The sequence below is a fragment of the Bacillus sp. UNC41MFS5 genome, assembly GCF_000686805.1.
Genome location: NZ_JMLP01000026.1, coordinates 19,769 through 43,438 on the forward strand (window position 1 = coordinate 19,769; position 23,670 = coordinate 43,438).

Here is a 23,670-nt window from a genome sequence, read left to right on the forward strand (position 1 = left end):
TGATACATATTTATGTGAGGGATGAAAGAATTAGAACCCGGTTACTAAAAGGGCGATTCGGTGGAGCCAATTCTTTCTTCATTGATGATGGTATACATTTCTGCGGCTTCTTCCTTGCGTGTGGTATCTTGAATCCTGTCAATCCTTGCCGTTACCTTTCTTTGCCCTAAACGAATCGTTAATTCATCGCCGACTTTTACCGTTGAACTGGCCTTTGCCTCTTTCCCATTAATCTCAATTCGTCCTTGATCCGATACCTCTTTTGCCAATGTCCTTCTTTTGATTAAACGAGAAACTTTTAAAAATTTATCAAGACGCATGTAGTTGTCCCCCTCTTTTATAATCCCTTAACTTTTGCCTCATCCCAATATTGGTCAAGTTGTTCAAGTGTATGTTCCTCAAATGTCCTGCTGCTTTCCTTTACCCTTTCCTCGACAAACTGAAACCGGCGTGTAAACTTTTCATTGGTTTCAAACAAAGCTTCTTCTGGATGAATCTTTAAGAATCTGGCGACATTCACAAACGCAAATAATAAATCACCAAATTCCCCTTTCGCACGTTTCATGCCTTCTTCTGTTCCATCTAGTTCCTGCACAAATTCTTCGAGTTCTTCTTTCACTTTCTCCAAAGCAGGGGTAATTTCCTGCCAATCAAAGCCAACCTTGGCAGCTTTCTTTTGTAGTTCATAGGCTCTTAACAGATTGGGTAGTGCCATTGACACACCCTCAAGTAAAGAGGTGGGTTCTTCTTCACCCTTTTCCTGTTTCTTAATCTCCTGCCAATTTCGAACGACCTCTTCTGCATTCTCTGCCTCAACATTTCCGAACACATGGGGATGGCGTCGAATCATTTTTGCTGATAATCCCTCAATAATATCATCTATCGAAAAATAACCATCATCCTCGCCAATTTGCGCATGGAGCAAGACCTGCAACAGTACATCACCAAGTTCTTCGATTAAATGATCAATATCTCCACTATTTATCGCATCAATAACTTCGAAGGTTTCTTCAATTAAATATTTCTTTAAGGATTCATGTGTTTGCTCCCGATCCCATGGACAGCCAGTAGGACTCCTGAGTTCGGCAATAATTTCCCTGAGCTTTGAAAAATTCTTCAACAGAATTTGTTCCTCTTTGACTGGCGGGATATAAACAGACGTTAAATTGTTGATCGATACATTTCGATCCAACTCGTACAAAGGTACTTTCTCGATAATTTCCTGGCTGCTTCCTGCTGCCGTTACAATATACACCAAATAATCATCAGGTAATTTTTCCATTAACGTTAATTTCACGTTGGAAGCAACAAATTGATCGTAAACTTGGCCAATGATCATATGTTGTTCAATCTGCAACTGCTCTTTGGATAGTGATGTCCCATCAAGCAATTGGAATCCTTCAATGGGGTCAATTTTTAACGACGTAAATAAGGCGTCAATAAAACTTTGACCGCCGCCAATCGTAATCTCTATCTCTCGCTTTGGACCATACTCTAAAAGGAGCTGTACGGTCCGCTCCGCCACAAGCGGATGGCCTGGGACCGCATAAACCACCGTCTCGCGGCCGGCCTTACGCAATAGTGTCTGAACAATTTCTTCATATACATCCTCAAATTGATCATGTTTTTCATAAATCGCATCAAACGAAAGATAAGTAAATCCTTCTTTCTCTAACTCAGCGACAACAGGATGCTCCTTCGTCCGTAAAAATACCTCTCCTGCGTTCATTAATTTCTTATACACTCCAACGGGAAGCTGCGCTAAATCTCCTGCACCTAAACCAAGAATCTCAATCTTTTTCACCATTTATTCCTATCCTTTCGGGCCATTAATTTTATTAATTTACTTCCAAATGGAAATAATGATAGTTCTTCTTCACGAAACACTCTCCCCCTAATCATCACGAATAAGAAGAGCAATCCACCTAATATAGCGGAACTTAGCGATTGAAAGACGGATTCGATTCGTCCAACATCGCCTGTGCCCAATAAATATAAATAAACTTTTAAAAAGACGACCATAACTGCTGCCGCCATGATCACCGTCCATGAAAAGCGCAGAGAAAATAGCGAAATCCTGGTAATCTTTTTAAATTGAACGAATAACAGAACTGTGACGAGACATAGTGAAATCAGTGATGAAATGGCAGCACCCATTGTTCCATATAAGGGAACGAACACACCATTTAGTATATATTTTACTGGAAAGGCAAGGGCAGCCGCGATGGCAGGAAAAAGCATGACACCCAGCCCTTGCATAATTGCAATAATCGTTGATGTAATCGATGTAAATAGAATCATAAAGCCAAGCACACCGATGACCTCAGACCCCGCATTATTTTCAAAAAGCATCGTATTGGTTGGTTCAATAATAGCCCATAGTCCGGCCGATGCCCCGACACCAATAATCACACTTACCTTAAGGGCTACTTGAATTTTGTGTTGCAAAAATTCCGGTTTGGCAGATAAACGTTCTTTTGTAATTAAGGGGACAAGTGTTAAAGACATCGAGGTCGCGGCAATGGTACCTAACTGAATAAGCGGCTGCCCCCGATCAAATATCCCCTTAAGGCTCTTAGCCATGTCTTTTTCAATTCCGCTTGAGACAAGCAGGGAGAAGAGATTTAACGAATCCCCTAACTGGATAAAAATCATCAGCATCCCGCTGATACAAATCGTTAGACCTTGAAAAATCAGTGCCTTTAGGATCTTTTTGGCCTCGCCAGCATAGTTTTGAAACATACCTGGACTGGGTGCTATTACCTTCCATTCTTTACGAATCCACAAAAACATAAACAAGATGATTCCTGAGACCAAACTGCCTGTAATGGAGCCAAACATGGCCCCTCCGCCAACAAGATACAGTGAATAGCCCTTTTTCTTAAAAAGATATGCCAGAAAGAGGATGGTTACCACCCTAGTTGATTGTTCCCCCACCTGGGATAAGGCGGTTGGAACCATGTCGCCAATACCTTGGAAATAACCGCGTAAGATTGACATCAGCGGAAACATCAAAAACACGATGGAGACAACCCGTAAAAGAATAGCTAGCTGCGGGTCATTCATCCAAACAGCGATGCTGCCCGCCCCAAAATAAAGAATCAAGAAACAAAGAAAACCAAATAATTGCAAATAAATAAAGGAGAAAAACAGCAGAAGACGTGATTTGATATCGTCACCTTTTAGTTTCTGCTCCGCATACAGCTTAGAAATAACAACAGGAAAACCTGTCGTCGACAGAACGATGGCAATTCCATAAAACGGGTACACCTGTTGGTATATGTAAAAACCGGTATCGCCGACAATATTTTGAAAAGGAATTCGGTAAAAGGCACTTAAAATTTTTGTAACCAGTGCCGCTACCATTAAAATAAAAGCCCCTCTTAGCAGAGCCTTAGATTGATTCACAGACTTCATTCATTCACCTACCAAATAGAAAAGCGGAAGCGCCCGTTTAGCGGCGTATGGACTGGAGCACTTTGACCGAGATAAAGGAAAAACGGAGAACGTTAGTGAGCCGATGTTGACTTATCGACGGGAAAAGGGCGAAGTACACTAGCCGCTGGGCGCTGGAGCTAGACATTAAAATACAAACTCGAAGGTTATTATATCATGGAGAGAGCTTATTTAAACTAATAAAAGGCAAAGGATGTTCATTGGTGATTATGGCACCCTGTTGATTGGAGCGGAGGGCACGAAGACTCCTGCGGGAGTATGGGGCAGGGGAGACCCCGCATGCGCTGAAAGCGCCGAGGAGAAGAAATGCGGAAGCTCCTTGTTCAGCCCCGACAAGCGCTGGAGGGCCTGACGTTGAAGTCGTTCTTTGACTTCAGCGGCAGGACCGAACCGACCTCGAGGGGCTGGAGCTGGAAGGCTCCCCGCAACGCCCGCGAACCGCTCGTGCCTGGAGCGAAAATCAACAGGCCAGTTTAACAGAGCCAAATAAAAAAGACAGCTCTCGCTGCCTTTTTTATGATTCCATTTGTCGAGCGAGGAAGCCAGCTGCGGTTTCAACCGCCTTTTGTTCCACTTCGCCAAGAGTTCCTTCTTTAGAAAAAATAATAACTGCTCCGATTGGGTCACCATTTGCAATAATAGGTCCAATCGTATAGGAAGTTACCGCTTCCTCATTTCCATCCACTAAGGCAATGTCGCCCTTTTGCGTGTTCAAGATGGAATTTCGTTCTTCCATGGACTTTTCAATGACTTCACTAATATTTTTATTTAAGTATTCCTTCTTAGAACCGCCAGCCATTGCGATAACAGAGTCTCTATCACAAATTAAAACAGGGTTTCCAAGGCTATCAAAAAGTGCTTCAGCATATTCTTTGGCAAAATCACCCAATTCACTAATAGGTGAATATTTTTTCAAGATGACTTCTCCGTCTCGATCTACAAAGATCTCTAACGGATCCCCTTCGCGTATACGCAAAGTTCTGCGTATTTCTTTGGGAATGACAACACGACCCAAATCATCGATTCGACGAACTATTCCAGTTGCTTTCATCCAATGTTGCCTCACTTTCATCTGATGATTATTCAACTTGGTAATGATCTCTTTCCTGAAATTGTAATCATCACCAACTTTGAACTTAGTATCTTTCATCTGGAAAGTTATATACATAAACGTAATATTTTTTCAAATATATTAGAATTATCCCAAATTGGATAATGCTTCATTTCTCTGGAATGATTCGGTCAAACCGATTAATTCTGTGTTGGCCAATTCCCCTTAATTTACGGGATTTTCATGGCCCTTTTTGGCTTTGGACACGCCCTTAACCATTTCAAAGACAATGTTCAACCATTGTGACACAGGATAATCCTTGATCTTAATAACAATTTTCAGTCGAGGACCTTCCATTCCTGGAGAAACATTTCGGCCAAACTGACTGCCAATTTGGAAAATCTTACTTCCATCAATGGTGTTGGTCACCTCTTCATTTATTAAAATGGTTACTTCTTGTTTCGCCTGTTTAATTTGTTCCACACCATTTAGAAGAGCATAAACCTTCATTTCAGCTATCTGAAATAAAGAGGCAACCTCTTCTGGATACTCACCAAAACGGTCGAGCATTTCCGATTCAAGTTCCTCAATATCGTCGAGGGACTCAGAACCCCTGAACCGTTTATACATCTCTATCTTTTGATGCCCATCCTTAATATATGTATCAGGAATATAAGCATCAATTTCAAGGTCAATTTCGACTGATTTTTTTACAGCTGTTCCAGCCACGCCAATGGTTACCTTTCGCTCTTCAATAGCGTCTTTTAACATCTGGGAATAAAGGTCAAAACCAACAGAGTCAATAAAGCCATGCTGTTGGGCACCTAATAAATTACCAGCTCCTCTGATTGATAAATCACGCATGGCAATTTTAAAACCAGAACCTAATTCGGTAAATTCCTTAATAGCTTGAAGACGCTTTTCTGCAACTTCCGTTAAGACTTTATCTTTTCGATAAGTGAAATAGGCATAGGCGACACGATTTGAACGACCGACGCGACCACGGAGTTGATAAAGCTGAGAAAGACCCATTCGATCCGCATCAAAAACGATCAAGGTGTTTACATTCGGTATGTCCACACCGGTTTCAATGATGGTGGTACTAACAAGAACATCAAATTCACCCGCTAAAAAGCCGATCATCACCGTTTCCAATTCATTTTCTGACATCTGACCATGAGCACAAACTACGCGTGCATCCGGCACAAGCATCGATATTTCTTCCGCTTTTCGCTCAATATCTTCCACCCTGTTATATAAATAATAAACTTGTCCGTCCCGGGCTAGTTCCCTTTCGATTGCTTCCCGCACCAATGATCCATTATATTCCATTACATACGTTTGGACAGGGAATCGGTTTTCAGGCGGCGTTTCGATGACCGATAAATCTCGGACACCAAGCATGGACATATGCAGCGTTCGAGGGATCGGTGTTGCCGTCAAGGTTAAGACATCAACATTTGTTTTTAGTTTCTTAATTTTTTCCTTATGGGTAACTCCAAAACGCTGCTCTTCATCAATAATCAACAGGCCTAAATCACGGTAAACAATATCTTTGGATAGCAGGCGGTGTGTTCCTACGACAATATCAATTGTCCCTGCCTTTAATCCTTTAATCGTTTCTGTTTGTTGTTTTTTCGAACGGAAGCGGTTTAACAGGCTAATATTAATCGGATAATCCTGAAACCTTTCCCGTAAAGTTTCATGATGCTGCTGGGCCAAAATGGTAGTTGGGACCAGAAAAGCTACCTGCTTGCCATCAGCAATGGCCTTAAAGGCGGCCCGAATCGCTACCTCTGTTTTTCCATAGCCAACATCCCCGCAAAGGAGTCGATCCATTGGACGCGGCCTTTCCATGTCTTTTTTAATCTCATGAATAGAGCGCAACTGATCGTCTGTTTCTTGATACGCAAATGATGTTTCGAAATCTTTTTGCAAATCGCCATCAGGGGTATAGGCATAGCCAACGGCTGCTTCCCGTTCTGCATATAATTTAATTAAATCATCGGCAATATCTTGAACAGAAGATTGAACCTTCTTCTTGACCTTTTTCCAATCCGTTCCGCCCAGCTTATAAATCTTTGGCTCTTTACCTTCCGAACCAACATACTTCATGACCAGGTCAATCTGTTCGACAGGTACGTACAGTTTGTCTGTTCCTTGATAACGGATATGGAGATAATCCTTATGAATACCGTTAATGACAAGTGTTTCAATCCCTAAATACTTACCGATACCATGATTGACGTGGACTACAAGATCACCGATTTTTAACTCAGAGTAACTTTTAATTCTTTCAGCATTTGATAGTTTTTGGCGATTAGTAGATTTTTTGACACGTTTATTAAATAGTTCTTCCTCAGTAATAACCGCTATTTTCTGTATGGACAGTTCAAAACCTGTTTGCAGATTCCCGTGCATAATTTGAACTTTACCAGGAAGCAGCTGTTGTCCGCTCTTAATCACGCTCGCACTGATCTCATAATCCTCGAGGACACGCTCTAGCTTTTTAACCCGTTCTTCATCAGGTCCTAAAAATAAAATAGAATAATTGCCTTTTTTCCAGCGGTCGACTTCTGCTTTTAACAAATGCATCTGACCGTGGAAGTTTTGCATTTGCTTGCAGGAAATATTGATAATATTTTGTGGGCTGGTATTTGCCACATGCCGCAAAAATAAGGACATATAAACGATCGGCCATTCCTTTTTTTGCAAAAATACAGTAAGGTCATGAGAAATATGTAAATCATGGACAATCTGACCGGTGCCAAGTAAACTTGTATACCATTCTGCCTCTTCTTTTACTAATGAATCATTCATTTCTTGAACTCGGCTTATTTCGTCAATAAATACAAGTCCATTTCTTGGCAGGTAGTCTAGTAGACTACTAGCGCTATCGTAGGCTAGTGATAGGTATTTAAAGACTTGGTCAGGCTTCTGTCCATTTTTTAATTGCTCTAATTCAAAACTGATATTCTGTGACAGTTGCATTTTTGCCTTATCATCCTTCAGATTTCGAAGGCTTTTCCCTAACCCTGCTTCAAGCTTCTCAACAATTTGGCTATAATTCTCTGCTTCCAATAATACCTCTGTTGCCGGTCCAATCTGAATCTCTGAAACCTTTTCCTTCGAACGTTGATCTTCTAATGAAAAGGAACGAATCGAGTCGATTTCTGTGTCAAATAATTCAATTCGGAGCGGATTGGCCTCCGTTAGCGGATAAATATCAATAATCCCGCCTCTTACACTAAATTCTCCCGGCGTTGTCACCATTTCTGCTCGAACATACCCCATTTTGACAAATGTGTTTAAGGTGTGGTCGATATTTATATCTTCTCCTAATTTTAATGAGAGTTGGTATTTCTCCCATATTGACTTAGGTGGGACAATTTTCTTTAATCCTGCAATGGGGACGATTAATATTCCTTTTTTATGCTTGCTCCAGTAGTTTAAGGCCTCAATTCTTTGTGCTTTTAATTCAGGACTGGCAATACTCATTTCAGCAGCAATTAACTCATTGGCAGGAAAAAGGAAAACTTCCTTCTCGCTTAATAGATTGACAATATCATCATAAAGTTTTTGGGCTTGTAATAGATTATGGGTGACGAGCATGATTGGCCTTTGCATTTGTTCGTAAATAGATGCGGTTAAAACCGTTCTAGACGAACCCGATAACCCGGCAATCAGCTGTTCCTTTAGGCCCTCTTCAACCCCTGCAATCACGGAATGGACATCTTCCTGCTTGAGGAATAACGATGTTAAAGCATTCAAGGTTTCTCCTCCCTCCTTCTTCCATCAAAAATCATATGATTATTCTTATTTTAGTAAATTATAAATAGAAAAACGCTTTGGATAATCAGTCCAAAGCTGGTTAGTGAATAAGGAAATCGTATTGGTGGTAATCTGGATTCCGTTCTAAAGCTTCTTGACAGTCTTCACAAATGGCTGTGATGTGAATATCGCCAGATGAGTCATACGCAACCATTTCCAGTCTTTCTTGATCATTTAATTTATGAAGACCGAGGGCTTCGCTGTGTATGGATGCTTTGTCAATCGAACCAAGGTTTGTACCACAATGCCGACAATGGTAATGGATGGCCACGCCAGTCCCTCCCTAATCTAGGATTCCTTAATAGTATGAACCTTCTGGGAGAAACTTATTCAATTAGAAACCGCTATCATCACGACCCATCGTATCTTTATATTGGTTTATTGTATGAAACAAATGGGTATTTCATGTATCATCATGACTGATTATAATCATTCATTACCTGTAAGAAAGACTTCTTTAGCCACGATGCGCAGGCATCTGCACTTTTTTCCACGGCCTCATCCATTAGCGCCTTTTCATCCGGACGAAAACGGCCAAGAACATAATCAGGCACACTCATTCCTGCTTGAGGGCGATCGATTCCAATTCTAATTCGGTTAAACTCCTGAGTGCCAAGATGAGCAACTGTTGACTTAATTCCATTATGTCCGCCTGGACTCCCTTTTTGCCTAAGTCTAATCTTTCCAACGGGCAAGTCAAGATCATCATAAATCACGAGCAGATCTTCTTCGGCAATTTCATAATAATCCATGACAGCTCTGATCGACTCGCCCGATAGATTCATATAAGTCAGCGGTTTTAACAAAATGACCTTTTCTCCGTTATAAAAACCCATTCCATACAGCCCTTTAAATTTAGACTGGTTAAGTGGAATTGAAAAAGTACTTGATAGTGCATCAATGACTTCGAATCCAATATTATGTCTTGTATGTTCATATTGTTTCCCAGGGTTACCTAAACCAACTATTAATTTCATTCTGGGTCCCACCTCTTCCGGTTTAGCCAACCTTTTAAATAATTTTCGAAACATCTTTTTTCTCCCATGAGAGTGTAATGAGGTAAAAGACGTAACCTTGTAAAGATTACGCCTTGTTGCTACTCTTTAATTTACAGTGAACAGTGAACATTGTCTAGCCTAAGGTGCAGGTCTTTTTATTCTGGAGTGGTCTCTCTGCCTTCTTCATTATCAGGATGTCCGCCATCTTGCTGCTCTCCAGCATTAATTTCATCTTCTTGTTTCGGAGGAAGAATGGAAGCAATCACTTCATCATTTTCATGGTTGATTTGGAAAGTAGATCCTTGATTAAGAATGTCGGCAATGGTTAGCGTTTCGCCGACCTGCAGATTCGTTACATCAACCTCAATTTGTTGTGGGATATTATCCGGTGTCGACGTAATCGATAATTGATGGAGCGGTTGCTGTAAGACACCGCCATCTTTTACACCTGCTGCATCCCCAGCTAAAACAAGTCTTACATCTACATTAATCTTTGAGGATTTATCGACTGCTAAGAAATCAACATGAATGATTTCCCTTTTAATTGAATCCTCTTGGTATTCGGTTAAGACTACGTCCTGTTTGCTGCCGTCCACATCTAAAGAGATGACTCCATTCCGGCCCACTTGACGGATTGTTTTCGTTAAGTCAGCCGAATTAACATATACTGGCTTACTATCAACTTTTGAACCATAAATGATGGCTGGGATATTTCCATTCGTTCTAATTTGCTTTAATGCCGAGTGGCGCAATTCCTTCCGTTCCTTTGCTTGTAAAACTGTACTCATGTTTATCACCCTCCTATTTTATCAAAAACTGTCTATATAAAAATGCCCTAAAAAAGGAGGGTCTAAACATTTTTTTGCAAAACAAAGATAAAGTCTTTATACAGAAACAGGATCCAGCCGCATGGGCCAGATCCTTACACATTTAATCAATCAAACAACGTACTTACGGATTGCTCTTCGTGAACTCGGATAATTGCTTCACCAAGAAGTGGTGCAACGGATAAGTTAATAATCTTATCAATCTTTTTCTCTTCTGGAAGTGCAATTGAATTAGTTATAACCAATTCTTTGATGTTTGAATTTTGAATTCGTTCAATTGCAGGTCCTGATAAGACGGGATGGGTACAGCAAGCATATACTTCTGATGCCCCATTTTCGATTAAGGCGTTAGCAGCTAGTGTGATCGTACCAGCTGTATCAATGATATCATCAATTAAAATCGCTATTTTCCCTTCAATATTACCAACAATATTCATAACTTCCGCCACGTTTGGTCTTGGACGACGTTTATCAATAATTGCAATTGGAGCTTTTAATCGTTCAGCTAACTTCCGAGCTCTTGTCACTCCGCCATGGTCTGGAGAAACAATGACAATGTCCCCTTGGAAATCTCTCGCTTTAAAATAATCTGATAAGATCGGAACACCCATTAAATGATCAGTAGGAATATCAAAGAATCCTTGAATTTGTGGTGCGTGAAGATCAAGACAGATCACACGAGTCGCTCCTGCTGTTTCAAGCAGAGTTGCCACTAATTTAGCTGTAATTGGCTCACGGGCACGTGCCTTACGATCCTGACGTGCATAGCCATAATAAGGCATAACAATATTAATGGTCTTTGCTGACGCTCTTTTTAACGCATCAATCATGATTAATAATTCCATGATATTTTCATTCACTGGCTGGCTAGTTGACTGGATGACATAAACATCACCGCCACGGATACTTTCCTCGATATTAATTTGAATTTCTCCGTCACTAAATCTTGTGACCGAACATTTACCTAATTCAACACCGATGAATTTCGCAATTTCTGTTGCAAGAGGGAGATTTGAATTTAAACTAAACACCTTAAGATTTGGGTCTAAATATTGATTCGACATGATAGCCTCCTAAAATCATTCACTTATTTCTTTAGATTCAGCTTTTGGACGTAATTTTCCTTATTTACTTGCTGTGCCCGGGCAATCGATAAGGCATCGCCTGGTACATCTTTTGTAATCGTCGAACCTGCTGCCACATATGCACCCTTCCCAATGGTAACAGGGGCAACTAGATTTGAATTGCAGCCAATAAAGACTCCATCTTCAATCTTAGTTAAAAATTTATTTTTCCCGTCGTAATTAACTGTAATGGAACCGCAGCCGATGTTCACATCAGAACCTACCTCTGCGTCACCAATGTAACTTAGATGGGAGGCTTTGCTTCCTGTTCCAAAGACAGCTTTTTTGATTTCCACGAAATTGCCTATTTTCACTTCATCTTTAATTGTCGAGTCTGGGCGAATATGAGCAAATGGCCCAATATTGACGTGAGCACCAATAGAACTATTATGTGCAACGGATTGACGGACTACCGTTTCCGCACCAATTTCACACGAATCAATTTCTGAGTTTGGTCCAATCTGACATTCTGATCCAATCACGGTTTTGCCTTTAATCATCGTTCCTGGATAGATCACCGTGTCCTGCCCGATTTCAACATCCGTTTCTATGTAGGTGTTGGCAGGGTCAATAAGGGTTACCCCGTTCCTCATATGAGCAGCATTCGTGCGAGCGCGCATAATTCGCTCTGCTTCTGCAAGAGCCACACGATCATTCACACCTAGTGTTTCTTCAAATTCATCTGTTTGGAAAGCTGTGACCACTTCCCCCTGCTTCTTTAAAATTTCAATGACATCAGGTAAATAATATTCACCTTGGACATTGTCATTCGAAACATTCTTTAACGCTTCAAATAAGGCTGTATTATCAAAGCAATAAGTCCCTGTGTTGATTTCATTAATCTTTCTTTCGACTTCTGAAGCATCTTTATGTTCAACAATTTTTTCTACCAAACCGTCTGCGTTTCGAATAATGCGGCCGTATCCAGTCGGGTCCTCAATTCTTGCTGTAAGAATCGTTGCTTTTGCCCCTAATTCTTCATGGTGTTTAAATAAAGCTTCCATCGTTTCTGCTCTAATTAAAGGAGTATCACCACATACAACAATCGTTACTCCGGCTTTGCCTTCAAGGATGTTCTGTGCTTGACTTACAGCATGGGCAGTTCCTAACTGCTGATCCTGAAGAGCATATTGGCTGCTTTCACCTAATTGTGCTTGAACCATTTCTGCCCCATGACCAGTAATGGTGACAATTTCTTTTATATTAAGCTTCATTATTTGGTCAACCACATGTTGTACCATTGGTTTTCCGCATACGGGGTGTAATACTTTATATAGCTTAGATTTCATTCGCGTCCCTTGTCCCGCGGCTAAAATCACAGCATAACGATTAGACATGAACAGTCCTCCAATTAACCTTTTTATCCACTAAAAATATTAACGTAATTGAACGCTCTTTTCAAGGTATGTGAGGGAAGTGTCTATTTTTGTAATAATGAATTAATTTGAGATTGAGAGTAAGGTAAGAGGCTGCTGAGGGGAGATGAGTGCCTTTTGCACAATAAAAAGAGCCTTCATAGAAGAAAGGCCCTAGTTGTAAAAATCCTTAGGAAGCTCCGGCTTCTTCAAATTCTACTTCCAATTCACCTAGACGGTGGTACTCAGCCAAAACAGCTTCTTGGATTTTACCGCGTGTTCCTGAATTGATTGGATGCGCAATGTCACGAAATTCTCCATCAGGAGTACGTTTGCTTGGCATAGCTACAAATAAACCGTTGTTTCCGTCGATAACCCGAATGTCATGAACGACAAACTCATTGTCCAAAGTGATTGATGCAATCGCTCTCATTCTTCCATCTGTGCTAACGCGGCGTAATCTTACGTCAGTTACTTCCATGTGCTCACACCCTTTTCTTTAGATAAAAAGCTAAGTAAATAAATTCAACAATTTTTTCAAAAATCCTTCTTTATATTCAAAATATTTTTGAAAAATTAGGGCGAAATAGTGAACACTATGGAACGATGGATGAAAAGGAAACAATCTAATCTCTTATTTAACGAGTGCGACTACTTCGATTTCCACTAATACATCTTTCGGCAATCGAGCAACCTCGACACATGAACGAGCAGGTTTATGTGTAGAGAAGTATTCACCATAGACTTCATTTAATGCAGTGAAATCATCCATATTTTTAATAAATACGGTGGTCTTTACCACGGTTTCAAATGATGCACCCGCAGCAGTTAATACCCCCTGCAAATTTTGAAATACTTGGTGAGCTTGTTCTTTAATATCGCCTGTTACTAAAGATCCTTCAGCTGTTAATGGGATTTGTCCTGAACTATAGAACAGATTATTAACAATAATTCCTTGTGAATACGGGCCAATTGCAGCCGGTGCTTGATTTGTTTGAATCACTTTCATATGTATTCCCTCCATCTATTTTTTAAAATAATTGCCAGCTTGAACATTAATCTTCTTATCTTTCAAATCTACATCAGCTAATTGCACGAGCGATGTATATTCATCGACGAGCCGCTCTTGTATTTTTTCTGCCTCTACTAACACAGCAATTCCCGCCAGATGTCCATTGAATTCCTCAAGCAGGCTGATCATGCCCATAACGGTTCCGCCAGCCTTCATAAAATCATCCACAACAAGGACGCGGGAACCTTCTTTCATACTTCGTTTCGAAAGGAGCATGGTTTGAATTCTTTTCGTTGAACCAGACACATAATTAATACTAACAGTCGGACCTTCGGTAACCTTACTATCTCTCCTAACGATCACAACAGGAACATTCAACTGACTCGCAACTGCATAGGCAAGTGGAATTCCTTTTGTGGCCACGGTCATGACCACATCTATTTTTGCGTCGGTATAAGCAGAGGCGATAATGCGCCCGGCTTTTTGGACCACCTGTGGATCGCCCAAAATATCAGTTAAGTATAAGTATCCTCCAGGTAGCAGCCTGTCAGGATTAGCAATTAAATCACATAATTCATTGATAAAAGGTGCTGCTTCTTCATGGCTTACTTTTACAAAGAATTTAACCCCGCCAGACGCCCCGGGCACGGTTTGGATGGTCCCAATTCCTCTATTTTCAAATGTCTCTTTGATGATAGCCAAATCTTCACTAATCGAGGATTTCGCAGAGGCATAACGTTCAGCAAAAAAAGTAAGCGGAACTAATTGTCGAGGATGATCCAGTAAATAATTAGTCATATCAATCAAGCGTTCACTGCGGCGAAATTTCATAACAATCCCCCAAAAACACGAATATTCTAACTTAAGGATACCATTTTCGTACGTCTTCAATCAAGTGAGTGTCGTTCACCTAACATGCGGACGGCAAATACTTGATCACAGAATCCTCTTAATCCGTTATAAATTCGGTGCATTCTAGAATCATGCTGAACAATTCCAAACACCGTCGGCCCGCTCCCGCTCATTAGGACTGCATCCGCACCAAAACGTTTCATTTGTTCCTTAATGAGCGCAACTTCAGGATGAAGGTTTAGCGTCACTTCTTCTAAGACATTCCCAACGTTGCCGCATACCTTTTGGTAATCATGCTCTTGGATTGCTTCAATCATACCAGCGATATTAGGATGGACCGTTTCTTTAATATCCAGCCTTCGGTAAACTTCAGCTGTTGACACCCCTATAAAAGGCTTTGCGAGGATGACCCAGCATGTTGGCGGGGCAGGTATTTGTGTAATAATTTCCCCTCTCCCCTTTGCCAAGGCTGTCCCGCCATAGACACAAAAGGAAACATCCGACCCAATCTCGCTGCCAAGTTCGGCCAATTCATCCATGGTTAATCCAAGATTCCAAAGCTTATTTAAACCTCTTAAAGTGGCTGCAGCATCACTGCTCCCCCCCGCAAGTCCAGCTGCGACCGGAATGGTTTTTTCAATCGAAATCATCACACCTTGTTTGACATGGAATCGATCTTTTAAGAGCTGGGCAGCCTGATAAGCTAAATTTCGCTGGTCATCAGGAACATAGCGATTGTGAGAAAGAATATGTATTTTATCTTCGTTTAATAACGATAGCTCTACCCGGTCCGCCAAATCAATCGTGGTCATAATCATCTCCACCTCATGAAAGCCATCGGGGCGTTTGTGTAGAACATCTAATGCTAAATTTATTTTGGCCGGTGCTTTTACTAAAAGCTTCACTACGTCCACCTACTTCTATATTGTCCAGTTTCAGCGCCTGGGCAAGGCGCTCCCACTTTTCCTTTTCCGAAAATCCACATTTTGTCCTATTTTACCACAAAATGATAAAAGTAAGACGTGAGATATGCGAAATCCTATCAAATTTCATAATTTATTATATATTTTATATAAACAAGGTCATATTTTGGAGAAAAAAGACCAAAGGAAAATGTTCCTCTGGTCTCGCTGCAGTAAGTGATTGATTAATATAATAAGCGGAAGTCCTTTTTTAGAAGTTAACCTCTTGGACTCCGATTGGCTAACTGTCCTTGTGCAAGTTCAACGGCACGCTTGACCATATTCCCTGCATCTTTTGCTTTGATGCCGCCCCATCCTTCTTTTTGAACAACATCATAAAATCCAAGTTCCTTTGCCAACTCTTCTTTCAAGTGACTGGACATTATTCCTCTTCTTCTGCCCATCTAAACAACCCCTTTCATACTACAGCATTCTTAGTATGGGATAGATATTGGTATTTATGAGGGAAGGCATTGATTTGCTCTCTATTTTCAGTATCTACTAGCTTTCGCTTTATAAATAGCAAAAAGCAGTAAACCAAGGTTTACTGCTGCAGATTGCTTATATACTAATTTAAGGCTAAATGTCCTGATGCATCTTCGTAGAAAGTGATTTGAACTGTTTCTGTTAATACATCCGCATAGCTGTAAGAAACACGTTCGAATGAGTTTTCATCCTGATCTAATTGAATAACAAATACAGATGGATAAGTTTCCGCTAAAACACCGGAGCGTTCAATGGTTTTTCTACGTCCACCATTGGCTTTAAGCAGTAATCTTTTCCCTAAATTTGTGTCAAGAGCCTTTTTAATATCGGCTAAGGTTTTTGGCATTCGGTCCACCTCACTGTGTAAAGTATAACACACTGACATAGTTATGTCAAACAAAAACATAAATTATATCAGTCAAACAAAAAGTTTGTCAATATGTTTTGTTCTACTTTTTCTTCTAAAATTCAACATTTTTAGCTTGCCTTAAATTGCAGGGGAATATGTACCAGCCATAAAATAAAAAAATAAGCCTTTTCGTTTTGGAAAGGCTTATTCATCTTCCTCTTCTTGGATTGGCCGATAAGGCATCCCTGTCCTTAACACTCCCTTTGTCTCAATCCCACCAAGTCCCTTTTCACCTGTTAAGGTGTTCCGTAACACATCCCATACGTTGATTCGTTCCATGAAAGGTGTAAAGCTGATTTTAGCAACAATATACACTGGGTCCAGTGCATGAATGTTAATCCTTTCTGGTGAACTAGCGAAGTTCGCTCCGGCGTGAATCAAGGATTCAAAATGCGATTGACATGCACCAGCAAAGATGACGAGCTGATCCAAGTGAGGGATTCTTTTCCTTGCTTCATTAACCGTTTGAACGAAATGTTTTGAATGACGGTAAGCATTAATATCTGTCATCTTCCCTTTTGCTTTTGAATATGCATCATGACCAGTAATCACGAGAATATCGGGACGATACGTATCAATCAGGGCACCAATTCGATCAGGCATCTCCTTTTCGTTACAGTGTATCCCCATAACAGGGATACCCACCTTTTCATATACTGTCATACATTTCTTTAAATAGGATGGATCACCATCTAGATGGAGAACCTTCCCTGGCATTTGAAAATAATTACTTGGTTTTACATAGCCGCCAGTCGCCACGTATTCCTGCCGGTGCTTGATTAATTCCACATCTTGAGTAAACAGCCGAAATGACTGCTCCTCCAATGTCCGGTATTCATTCTTCAGCTTGGCTCTTTGATTATGGTCAATAACAACCAAATCCTCGTATGGGGCATCTGCTACGAGCCGGAAATCCTCTCCATATAGGACTGCAAACTTCTGGTCGTTTATTTTTCGGACATCAATTATACGAAAGAGAATATCACAGTTATACGAGCGCCTGCCGACAATATCATTTATTTTTATATCCACTGTCGTCACTCCAATGAGACCAGCAAATAGGCCTAAATAAGGTTTCACTCATAGGCTATGCAGCTAGCTGCCTCATTGTGAAAAAAAATAGACCCTTTAACAGGGGTCTAGTGGAAATACGGATACAATTCTTCGGTTAAACGGCCAAATTCTTCTAAGGAAAGGGTCTCGCCTCTTCGGGTAGGATCAATCCCACTGGCACTTAGGGCTTGAAGGATTTCCTCCTTTTTTTGTTTTCCATCTGGCAGCTGGCTTGTTAGATTATTAAGCAGGGTTTTCCGACGCTGAGCAAAACTTGCCCTTGTCACTTGGAAAAAGAACGCTTCATCGGTCACTTTAACCGCTGGTTGTTCCCTCTTTGTCAATCGAATAACGGCTGAATCAACATTTGGCTGCGGGACAAACACTGTTTTTGGGACAATCATGACGGTCTCAGCCTCTGTGTAATACTGAACAGCAATGGAAAGAGAACCATAATCCTTCGTCCCAGGCCTGGCAGAAATACGGTCTGCCACCTCTTTTTGAAGCATACAAACAATCCCGCGGATTGGCAAATGCTCTTCAAGAAGTTTCATAATGATTGGCGTAGTCACATAATAAGGGAGGTTAGCAACAACCATAATATCGCTAATTCCAGCGAATTCTCCCGTGATGACTTCGGCAACGTCTGCTTCTAGCACATCATTATGAATAATGTTTACATTTGGATAGGGTGATAACGTATCCTTTAAGATAGGCAGCAACCGTTGATCAATCTCAAAGGCAACGACCTTTTTACTCGACCGGGCCAACTGTTCGGTAAGCGCGCCAATACCTGGTCCGATTTCAATCGCACCAGAGTCTTCTGCTAAATTCGCGAAACTAACAATTTTTTTTAAAATATTTGTATCGATTAAAAAGTTTTGACCTAGGCTCTTCTTAAATGAAAAACCGTATTTATTTAGAATTTCTTTTGTCCTTACTGGGGTAGCAATATCTTTATTATTCATGTAGTTCCTCCTGACGTACAACCCTTAGTGCTTCCGAAAATTCTTGTTTACTGATTTGGAACATCATTAAGCGCTTATGGAGCTGTTTCCCATTTGTATATCCTATTTTTAAAAATTCACCCAGGATGATTCGTCTCTCTTTCGCTCCTTCGCCGCCAATAAGGCCAGCGGTAAGTAAGTCCTCTTGAGTTATTTCTTCAGTATACGTCTCACTCATAACTTGAGCATCCTTTAGTGCCTCTTGGATTGCTTCTGGACAGGCATGCTCCACACCAAGACTTTCACCAACTTTCCCCATTGCAGCCTCCTTTGTTAAAAAGGCATGTTTACAACCAGGAACCGCCTCGGCAATAGTCTTCCGGATTTTTTCACCTGGAAAGTCAGGATCGGTAAAGATGATTACGCCTCTTGTCTTTTGTGCCCGACGTACCTTTTCTATGGTAGCCCCATTTACAGCCGACCCATTTGTTTCAATCGTATCCGCATTTACTGCTCGTTTAATCGCTGTTGTATCATCCTTACCCTCAACAACAATAATTTCTTTAATCTTCATTTTACTAATATAGGCCTCCGTAATAAAAAAATAAAAAATTGAAAAAAACTTGAAACATTTTTGTAATGTCCATCGTCTATATTATCAAACAGATTCATACAATTAAGTAAGAAAAGTTTAATTATCTCTTCAGAGGGTATACTGTTTTTATTAATATGTATCGATGTTAGTATAAAGAAATTTACGAGAAAAGCAAAATGCAGAGGATAGGACCCTCTGCATAAAGGAAATTAATCTAGTACTTTAATTTTTACTTTTTTCCGCCCCCAGCGGTATGCATCACTTTTTGATGACATGAATAAATCAATGATATATCCCTTAATAGCACCGCCAGTGTCACCTGCCACAGCGTACCCATAACCATCAACATATACCTTTGATCCAAGTGGAATAACTCTCGGGTCAACCGCGATTACCTTCATGTTCGGATTCGCACGGAGATTAAGTCCGGTTGCTGTTCTTCCTGAACACCCATTGCAATACGCTGTATAGGCAGTTGCAGTCACATAAAACTCTTTTCCCGACTCATTAGCAGCACCACGGGAAACTTGTAATGATAAATCCTTCGTTCCGACAGCCACAACTTTATCTTGTTTCTCTGCAATCTTTTGCTCACTTAATAATTTTCTAGATACTTCTTTGCCATTTTCAAGCCAGACTTCATACTGTTTAGAAATGCGACCTTTTTTACCTTTGGTGATGGTTTTTTCCTTGCCTTTTTCTAAACTTTCATCCTTCTTGGTTACCACAGCAAATTGAACAGGTTCTTCCACTACATCGGTGACTTTTTCAACCCGAATGACGTTAACAACACCATTCTTAGAGATGGATTCTGTTAATGACGGCTCAACTCGGTCTAATTTGTTTAGCTTAATCCCCTGTTGTGATAAAAAGTCAGCGACCGTAGCCGAAGTGGCCCAAACTTGTTGCTTTTTACCGCCGTCAACATATGTAAGATGAATCGCTTTTTTTATTCCAACTTTCATCTTATCTTTAATTGCTGCTTGCGGACTAGGTGAGATTTCATCATGTTTGCTCAAAACAATTTTCTGCTCTTTTAGGAGTCCAGCTAATGTATCCGCTGTCGTCCAGATCGTTTTCTTCTCGTTGTCCTTGACAATGTGAACCTGTTTAGCTTGCTTCCATACGACCATAAGGTGGTCCTTCACCTTTGAATTCGCCTTTGGTTGCAAATAGTCTTGTGACCGGATGGATACATCCATTTCATCAAATAATTCATTGACTGTATCCGCATGTGTCTTTACGACCTTTTGCTGATTGTTAAGAGTGATGGCAACAGTTTTCTTTGACCCTTCATAAAAAAGAATTCCAAGAGATGTCAACAAAACTACGAAACTAGCAAAAGCAATGGTCAATGTCTTCCGGCTCAAAGACTGGGGAAACAGGTTTTTCATGGTTTTGAATACGATGAAAAACGCCTCCTTCTCTTAGAGAGATTAATGAACCATGCTGTCGGCTGTCTATCCTTGCATACTCTGCGAGGGTATTTCTAATTATGCACAAAGTTAGAATATTTGCAAAGAGAAACTTCTCGACACGGTTATCCTATGTAGAAAAGGAGACGTGTAGAACTTTTTGTTTTCATTAAATTTTAGGACAAGCTTCCACTGTCTTCGACAAATTCCCCTATCATTTTATGGCGAATAATTTTTTAGCATTTCGTGTCGTTGCTTCAGCCACTTCTTCAAATGTCAACCCTTTTATTTCGGCAATTTGTTCAGCCACTAGTTTTACATAACTAGGCTCATTTCTTTTCCCACGGTACGGATGGGGAGCTAAATACGGGCAATCTGTTTCGATTAACAGCTTATCTAAAGGCACTTCGGCTGCTACTTCTTTCGGCTTTTTGGCATTTTTAAAGGTCACTGGACCTCCTAGTGAAATATAGAAGTTCATTTCCACACATTGTTTCGCCACTTCAGGACTGCCGCTAAAGCAATGCATAATTCCGCCTACTTCTTCTGCACCTTCTTCCTTTAAAATTCCCACGATATCAGCGGTAGCCTCGCGATTATGAATTACGATAGGCAGCTTCACCTTTTTAGCCAGCCTAATTTGTTTCCGGAAAACCTCCTTTTGAATATCCTTTGGAGATTTGTCCCAATGATAATCCAAGCCCATTTCACCAATCGCAACCACCTTTGGATGGGCAGTTAATTCCTCTATCCACACTAAGTCTTCTTCTGTCATGTCAATTGCATCAACCGGATGCCAGCCAACACAGGCATAAATAAAGTCATAGGTTTCGGCTAATTCCATAGCTCGCTCTATAGTTGGGCGATCAAATCCGACAACCACCATATGGGTGACTCCCTCACGTTCTGCCCTTCCAATCACTTCTTCTAAGTCTTCGTTATACTGGTTATCATTTAAATGTGCATGTGTGTCGAATAGCATAGTAAGTAAGAACCTCGTTTCCTTATTTTTCTCTAAATTGTGCACTTACGGCCCTTTAATGTCAAAAAATCGAATAAAAAAAGGGAATGTCCCGATAAAATGTTTCACGTGGAACACTTAAAAGCGGAAGCGCCTTGATCAGGGGCTTGTGACCCCGAGCCCCTAGGCGCTGTAGCTGGATATAACCAAAAGTAAAAGCGCCCTTATCAGGCGCCTTAACTTATTTTATTATTTTACTTTAGCACCATTTGCTAAGGTCTGATCAACTGTTGCCAGGGAAAGTTGGCCATTTTTTGAACCGGCTAAGATCATGCCCTGTGACAATTCGCCGCGCAATTTGACTGGTTTCAGATTCGTAATACAAATCACCTTGCGGCCGACTAATTCTTCAGGCTTATAATATTGAGCAATTCCCGAAACAACCTGACGTTTTTCATATCCTAAATCAAGTTGAAGTTTAAGGAGTTTATCTGCCTTTTTTATCGGCTCTGCTTGAATGACCTCAGCAACACGCAAATCAATTTTCATAAAATCATCAATCGCAATTTCAGCGATTTCTTCTGGTTGTTCTTCTGGCTTTTCTTCTTTCTTTTCTTCCGCTGCTGGAGCAGAACCTTGCATCTTCGCCTTAATAAAGTCAACTTCCTCTGCAATTTCAAGCCTTGGGAAGATTGGTGCAGCCTTTTCAACCTTTGTTGCACTTGGAATTAAGCCGAAATCAGCAAGGCTTTCCCATGCTTTTAACGATTCATCTTGAATACCCAGCTGCGCAAAAATTGCATTCGGCGTACGTGTTAGGAACGGCTGCAATAAAATCGCTATCCGTCGTAATGATTCAGCCAAATGGACCATTACACTAGCAAGCTCCTCACGATTCGTCTCATCCTTCGCTAACGTCCATGGTTTTGTTTCATCAATATATTTATTGGTTCGGCTGACTAACTGCCAAATCGCTGTTAACGCTACAGAGAATTCCATCTTCTCCATCGCTTCCTCATATTTATGAACGGTTTCTTGATTCACTTGCAGGAGTGAAGCATCAAATTCACTAACGGAACCAGCATAATCAGGAATAACCCCGTTAAAATACTTTTCGATCATCGCAACAGTACGATTGAGCAGATTTCCTAAATCATTGGCTAAATCAAAGTTGATTCTTTCAACAAATCCTTCTGGTGTAAAGACGCCATCCGCTCCAAATGGAACTTCTCTTAATAGATAATAACGAAGAGCATCAAGACCATAACGGTCAATTAGGGTGACTGGGTCAACCACATTCCCCTTTGATTTGGACATTTTTCCATCTTTCATTAACAACCAGCCGTGGGCAAAAACCTTCTTTGGAAGTGGAAGGTCTAAAGCCATGAGCATAATTGGCCAATAGATGGTATGGAAACGGACAATTTCCTTCCCAACAAGATGTACATCAGCTGGCCAGTAGTTTTTGTATTTGGCATCATTTTCTGTCCCGAACCCAAGTGCTGTAATATAATTGGATAATGCATCAATCCAAACATAAATGACATGCTTTGGATTTCCCGGCACCTTAACTCCCCAATCAAACGTAGTCCTCGAGACAGCTAAGTCTTCTAAACCTGGCTTGATAAAGTTATTAATCATCTCATTCTTACGAGATTCAGGCTGGATGAAATCAGGATTTTCCTCATAATACTGCAAGAGACGATCTACATATTTACTCATTCTAAAAAAGTAGGATTCTTCTTTAACTTTTTCAACTGGTCTGCCACAATCTGGGCAATTTCCATCCACTAGCTGCCGGTCAGTAAAAAAGGATTCACACGGTGTACAATACCAGCCTTCATACTGATCGAGATAAATATCGCCTTGTTCAAGCAGCCTTGCAAAGATTTTTTCAACAACCTGTTTATGCCTTTCCTGGGTTGTTCGAATAAAATCATCATAGGAAATATCAAGTTTATTCCATAACTCTTGAATACCATCAACAATTTCATCAACATATTGCTGCGGAGTAATCCCCACCTCTTCTGCCTTCCGTTGAATCTTTTGTCCATGCTCATCCGTCCCAGTTAAGTACATAACATCATAGCCGCGCATACGCTTATATCGTGCCATCGCATCACCTGCAACGGTGGTATAAGCATGCCCAATATGTAAATTTCCGCTAGGATAGTAAATCGGTGTTGTCAGGTAAAAAGTCTTTAATTTATTCTCCATTTGTATACCTCCAATAGTTGGCTAGCGCACAACCCTATTAAACCATTATTGCCTGTTTTTTCCCGTCTCTATCATCAAAATATACCTAAAAATCAACTTTTGTGCAAGGAGACACGCTA

22 protein-coding genes are annotated in these 23,670 nt (G+C 40.7%); all 22 read right to left on the reverse strand.

What is annotated here, in order from left to right:
• Positions 1-44 precede the first annotated feature (44 nt).
• Positions 45-320: an RNA-binding S4 domain-containing protein gene (locus tag BR30_RS0113385; RefSeq protein ID WP_026565458.1), complete on the reverse strand. Its 276-nt coding sequence runs from the start codon at positions 318-320 to the stop codon at positions 45-47.
• Between the two features lie 17 nt (positions 321-337).
• Positions 338-1,807: a bifunctional methyltransferase/pyrophosphohydrolase YabN gene (mazG, locus tag BR30_RS0113390; RefSeq protein WP_026565459.1), complete on the reverse strand. Its 1,470-nt coding sequence runs from the start codon at positions 1,805-1,807 to the stop codon at positions 338-340.
• Positions 1,801-3,417, reverse strand: coding sequence for a putative polysaccharide biosynthesis protein (locus BR30_RS0113395; protein ID WP_026565460.1), 1,617 nt, complete (start codon positions 3,415-3,417; stop codon positions 1,801-1,803). Before BR30_RS0113395 ends, mazG begins: the two co-directional genes overlap by 7 nt.
• A 553-nt stretch (positions 3,418-3,970) precedes the next feature.
• The gene (gene spoVT / locus BR30_RS0113405) at positions 3,971-4,507 is read right to left on the reverse strand and encodes a stage V sporulation protein T (protein WP_026565461.1); all 537 of its coding nucleotides are present in this window, start codon (positions 4,505-4,507) and stop codon (positions 3,971-3,973) included.
• Positions 4,508-4,732: 225 nt separating this feature from the next.
• Positions 4,733-8,278 carry a transcription-repair coupling factor gene (gene mfd / locus BR30_RS0113410; protein WP_026565462.1) on the reverse strand — a complete coding sequence of 1,182 codons (3,546 nt, stop codon included), beginning with the start codon at positions 8,276-8,278 and terminating at the stop codon, positions 4,733-4,735.
• Between the two features lie 100 nt (positions 8,279-8,378).
• Positions 8,379-8,609, reverse strand: a complete 231-nt coding sequence (locus tag BR30_RS0113415) for an anti-sigma-F factor Fin (RefSeq protein ID WP_026565463.1) — start codon at positions 8,607-8,609, stop codon at positions 8,379-8,381.
• 142 nt (positions 8,610-8,751) lie between these two features.
• Positions 8,752-9,315 carry an aminoacyl-tRNA hydrolase gene (gene pth, locus BR30_RS0113420; RefSeq protein ID WP_026565464.1) on the reverse strand — a complete coding sequence of 188 codons (564 nt, stop codon included), beginning with the start codon at positions 9,313-9,315 and terminating at the stop codon, positions 8,752-8,754.
• 176 nt (positions 9,316-9,491) lie between these two features.
• On the reverse strand, positions 9,492-10,124 hold the full coding sequence (locus tag BR30_RS0113425) for a 50S ribosomal protein L25/general stress protein Ctc (protein ID WP_026565465.1): 633 nt from the start codon (positions 10,122-10,124) through the stop codon (positions 9,492-9,494).
• A 146-nt stretch (positions 10,125-10,270) separates the two neighbouring features.
• The gene (locus BR30_RS0113430) at positions 10,271-11,227 is read right to left on the reverse strand and encodes a ribose-phosphate diphosphokinase (protein ID WP_026565466.1); all 957 of its coding nucleotides are present in this window, start codon (positions 11,225-11,227) and stop codon (positions 10,271-10,273) included.
• Positions 11,228-11,250: 23 nt separating this feature from the next.
• Positions 11,251-12,624 carry a bifunctional UDP-N-acetylglucosamine diphosphorylase/glucosamine-1-phosphate N-acetyltransferase GlmU gene (glmU, locus tag BR30_RS0113435; RefSeq protein ID WP_026565467.1) on the reverse strand — a complete coding sequence of 458 codons (1,374 nt, stop codon included), beginning with the start codon at positions 12,622-12,624 and terminating at the stop codon, positions 11,251-11,253.
• A gap of 208 nt (positions 12,625-12,832) precedes the next feature.
• On the reverse strand, positions 12,833-13,123 hold the full coding sequence (gene spoVG, locus BR30_RS0113440) for a septation regulator SpoVG (protein ID WP_026565468.1): 291 nt from the start codon (positions 13,121-13,123) through the stop codon (positions 12,833-12,835).
• 153 nt (positions 13,124-13,276) lie between these two features.
• Positions 13,277-13,651: a RidA family protein gene (locus BR30_RS0113445; protein WP_026565469.1), complete on the reverse strand. Its 375-nt coding sequence runs from the start codon at positions 13,649-13,651 to the stop codon at positions 13,277-13,279.
• 15 nt (positions 13,652-13,666) lie between these two features.
• The gene (gene purR / locus BR30_RS0113450; RefSeq protein ID WP_026565470.1) at positions 13,667-14,485 is read right to left on the reverse strand and encodes a pur operon repressor; all 819 of its coding nucleotides are present in this window, start codon (positions 14,483-14,485) and stop codon (positions 13,667-13,669) included.
• Between the two features lie 56 nt (positions 14,486-14,541).
• Entirely contained in the window at positions 14,542-15,411 is an 870-nt protein-coding gene (gene ispE / locus BR30_RS0113455) for a 4-(cytidine 5'-diphospho)-2-C-methyl-D-erythritol kinase (protein ID WP_026565471.1), read from the reverse strand.
• Positions 15,412-15,686: 275 nt separating this feature from the next.
• Positions 15,687-15,872: a small, acid-soluble spore protein, alpha/beta type gene (locus BR30_RS0113460; RefSeq protein ID WP_026565472.1), complete on the reverse strand. Its 186-nt coding sequence runs from the start codon at positions 15,870-15,872 to the stop codon at positions 15,687-15,689.
• A gap of 164 nt (positions 15,873-16,036) precedes the next feature.
• Positions 16,037-16,300 carry a biofilm formation stimulator Veg gene (gene veg / locus BR30_RS0113465; protein ID WP_026565473.1) on the reverse strand — a complete coding sequence of 88 codons (264 nt, stop codon included), beginning with the start codon at positions 16,298-16,300 and terminating at the stop codon, positions 16,037-16,039.
• Positions 16,301-16,507: 207 nt separating this feature from the next.
• Positions 16,508-17,395: a sporulation peptidase YabG gene (gene yabG, locus BR30_RS0113470; protein ID WP_026565474.1), complete on the reverse strand. Its 888-nt coding sequence runs from the start codon at positions 17,393-17,395 to the stop codon at positions 16,508-16,510.
• A 107-nt stretch (positions 17,396-17,502) separates the two neighbouring features.
• Positions 17,503-18,384, reverse strand: a complete 882-nt coding sequence (gene rsmA, locus BR30_RS0113475; protein ID WP_035445545.1) for a 16S rRNA (adenine(1518)-N(6)/adenine(1519)-N(6))-dimethyltransferase RsmA — start codon at positions 18,382-18,384, stop codon at positions 17,503-17,505.
• Positions 18,377-18,937: a ribonuclease M5 gene (gene rnmV, locus BR30_RS0113480; RefSeq protein WP_026565476.1), complete on the reverse strand. Its 561-nt coding sequence runs from the start codon at positions 18,935-18,937 to the stop codon at positions 18,377-18,379. Before rnmV ends, rsmA begins: the two co-directional genes overlap by 8 nt.
• A gap of 230 nt (positions 18,938-19,167) precedes the next feature.
• The gene (locus BR30_RS0113485; protein ID WP_026565477.1) at positions 19,168-20,352 is read right to left on the reverse strand and encodes a G5 and 3D domain-containing protein; all 1,185 of its coding nucleotides are present in this window, start codon (positions 20,350-20,352) and stop codon (positions 19,168-19,170) included.
• Positions 20,353-20,587: 235 nt separating this feature from the next.
• Positions 20,588-21,355 (reverse strand): TatD family hydrolase, encoded by a 768-nt coding sequence (locus BR30_RS0113490; RefSeq protein WP_026565478.1) that lies wholly within the window; start codon positions 21,353-21,355, stop codon positions 20,588-20,590.
• A gap of 228 nt (positions 21,356-21,583) precedes the next feature.
• On the reverse strand, positions 21,584-23,551 hold the full coding sequence (gene metG, locus BR30_RS0113495) for a methionine--tRNA ligase (RefSeq protein ID WP_026565479.1): 1,968 nt from the start codon (positions 23,549-23,551) through the stop codon (positions 21,584-21,586).
• Positions 23,552-23,670: the final 119 nt, after the last annotated feature.

What these genes read in the sequence shown, in the direction of transcription:
- BR30_RS0113385 (WP_026565458.1), bottom strand. Translation starts at nt 320, where the DNA reads ATGCGTCTTGATAAATTTTTAAAAGTTTCTCGTTTAATCAAAAGAAGG.
- mazG (WP_026565459.1), bottom strand. Translation starts at nt 1,807, where the DNA reads ATGGTGAAAAAGATTGAGATTCTTGGTTTAGGTGCAGGAGATTTAGCG.
- BR30_RS0113395 (WP_026565460.1), bottom strand. Translation starts at nt 3,417, where the DNA reads ATGAAGTCTGTGAATCAATCTAAGGCTCTGCTAAGAGGGGCTTTTATT.
- spoVT (WP_026565461.1), bottom strand. Translation starts at nt 4,507, where the DNA reads ATGAAAGCAACTGGAATAGTTCGTCGAATCGATGATTTGGGTCGTGTT.
- pth (WP_026565464.1), bottom strand. Translation starts at nt 9,315, where the DNA reads ATGAAATTAATAGTTGGTTTAGGTAACCCTGGGAAACAATATGAACAT.
- BR30_RS0113425 (WP_026565465.1), bottom strand. Translation starts at nt 10,124, where the DNA reads ATGAGTACAGTTTTACAAGCAAAGGAACGGAAGGAATTGCGCCACTCG.
- BR30_RS0113430 (WP_026565466.1), bottom strand. Translation starts at nt 11,227, where the DNA reads ATGTCGAATCAATATTTAGACCCAAATCTTAAGGTGTTTAGTTTAAAT.
- glmU (WP_026565467.1), bottom strand. Translation starts at nt 12,624, where the DNA reads ATGTCTAATCGTTATGCTGTGATTTTAGCCGCGGGACAAGGGACGCGA.
- spoVG (WP_026565468.1), bottom strand. Translation starts at nt 13,123, where the DNA reads ATGGAAGTAACTGACGTAAGATTACGCCGCGTTAGCACAGATGGAAGA.
- BR30_RS0113445 (WP_026565469.1), bottom strand. Translation starts at nt 13,651, where the DNA reads ATGAAAGTGATTCAAACAAATCAAGCACCGGCTGCAATTGGCCCGTAT.
- purR (WP_026565470.1), bottom strand. Translation starts at nt 14,485, where the DNA reads ATGAAATTTCGCCGCAGTGAACGCTTGATTGATATGACTAATTATTTA.
- BR30_RS0113460 (WP_026565472.1), bottom strand. Translation starts at nt 15,872, where the DNA reads ATGGGCAGAAGAAGAGGAATAATGTCCAGTCACTTGAAAGAAGAGTTG.
- veg (WP_026565473.1), bottom strand. Translation starts at nt 16,300, where the DNA reads ATGCCAAAAACCTTAGCCGATATTAAAAAGGCTCTTGACACAAATTTA.
- rsmA (WP_035445545.1), bottom strand. Translation starts at nt 18,384, where the DNA reads ATGAATAATAAAGATATTGCTACCCCAGTAAGGACAAAAGAAATTCTA.
- rnmV (WP_026565476.1), bottom strand. Translation starts at nt 18,937, where the DNA reads ATGAAGATTAAAGAAATTATTGTTGTTGAGGGTAAGGATGATACAACA.
- BR30_RS0113485 (WP_026565477.1), bottom strand. Translation starts at nt 20,352, where the DNA reads ATGAAAAACCTGTTTCCCCAGTCTTTGAGCCGGAAGACATTGACCATT.
- BR30_RS0113490 (WP_026565478.1), bottom strand. Translation starts at nt 21,355, where the DNA reads ATGCTATTCGACACACATGCACATTTAAATGATAACCAGTATAACGAA.
- metG (WP_026565479.1), bottom strand. Translation starts at nt 23,551, where the DNA reads ATGGAGAATAAATTAAAGACTTTTTACCTGACAACACCGATTTACTAT.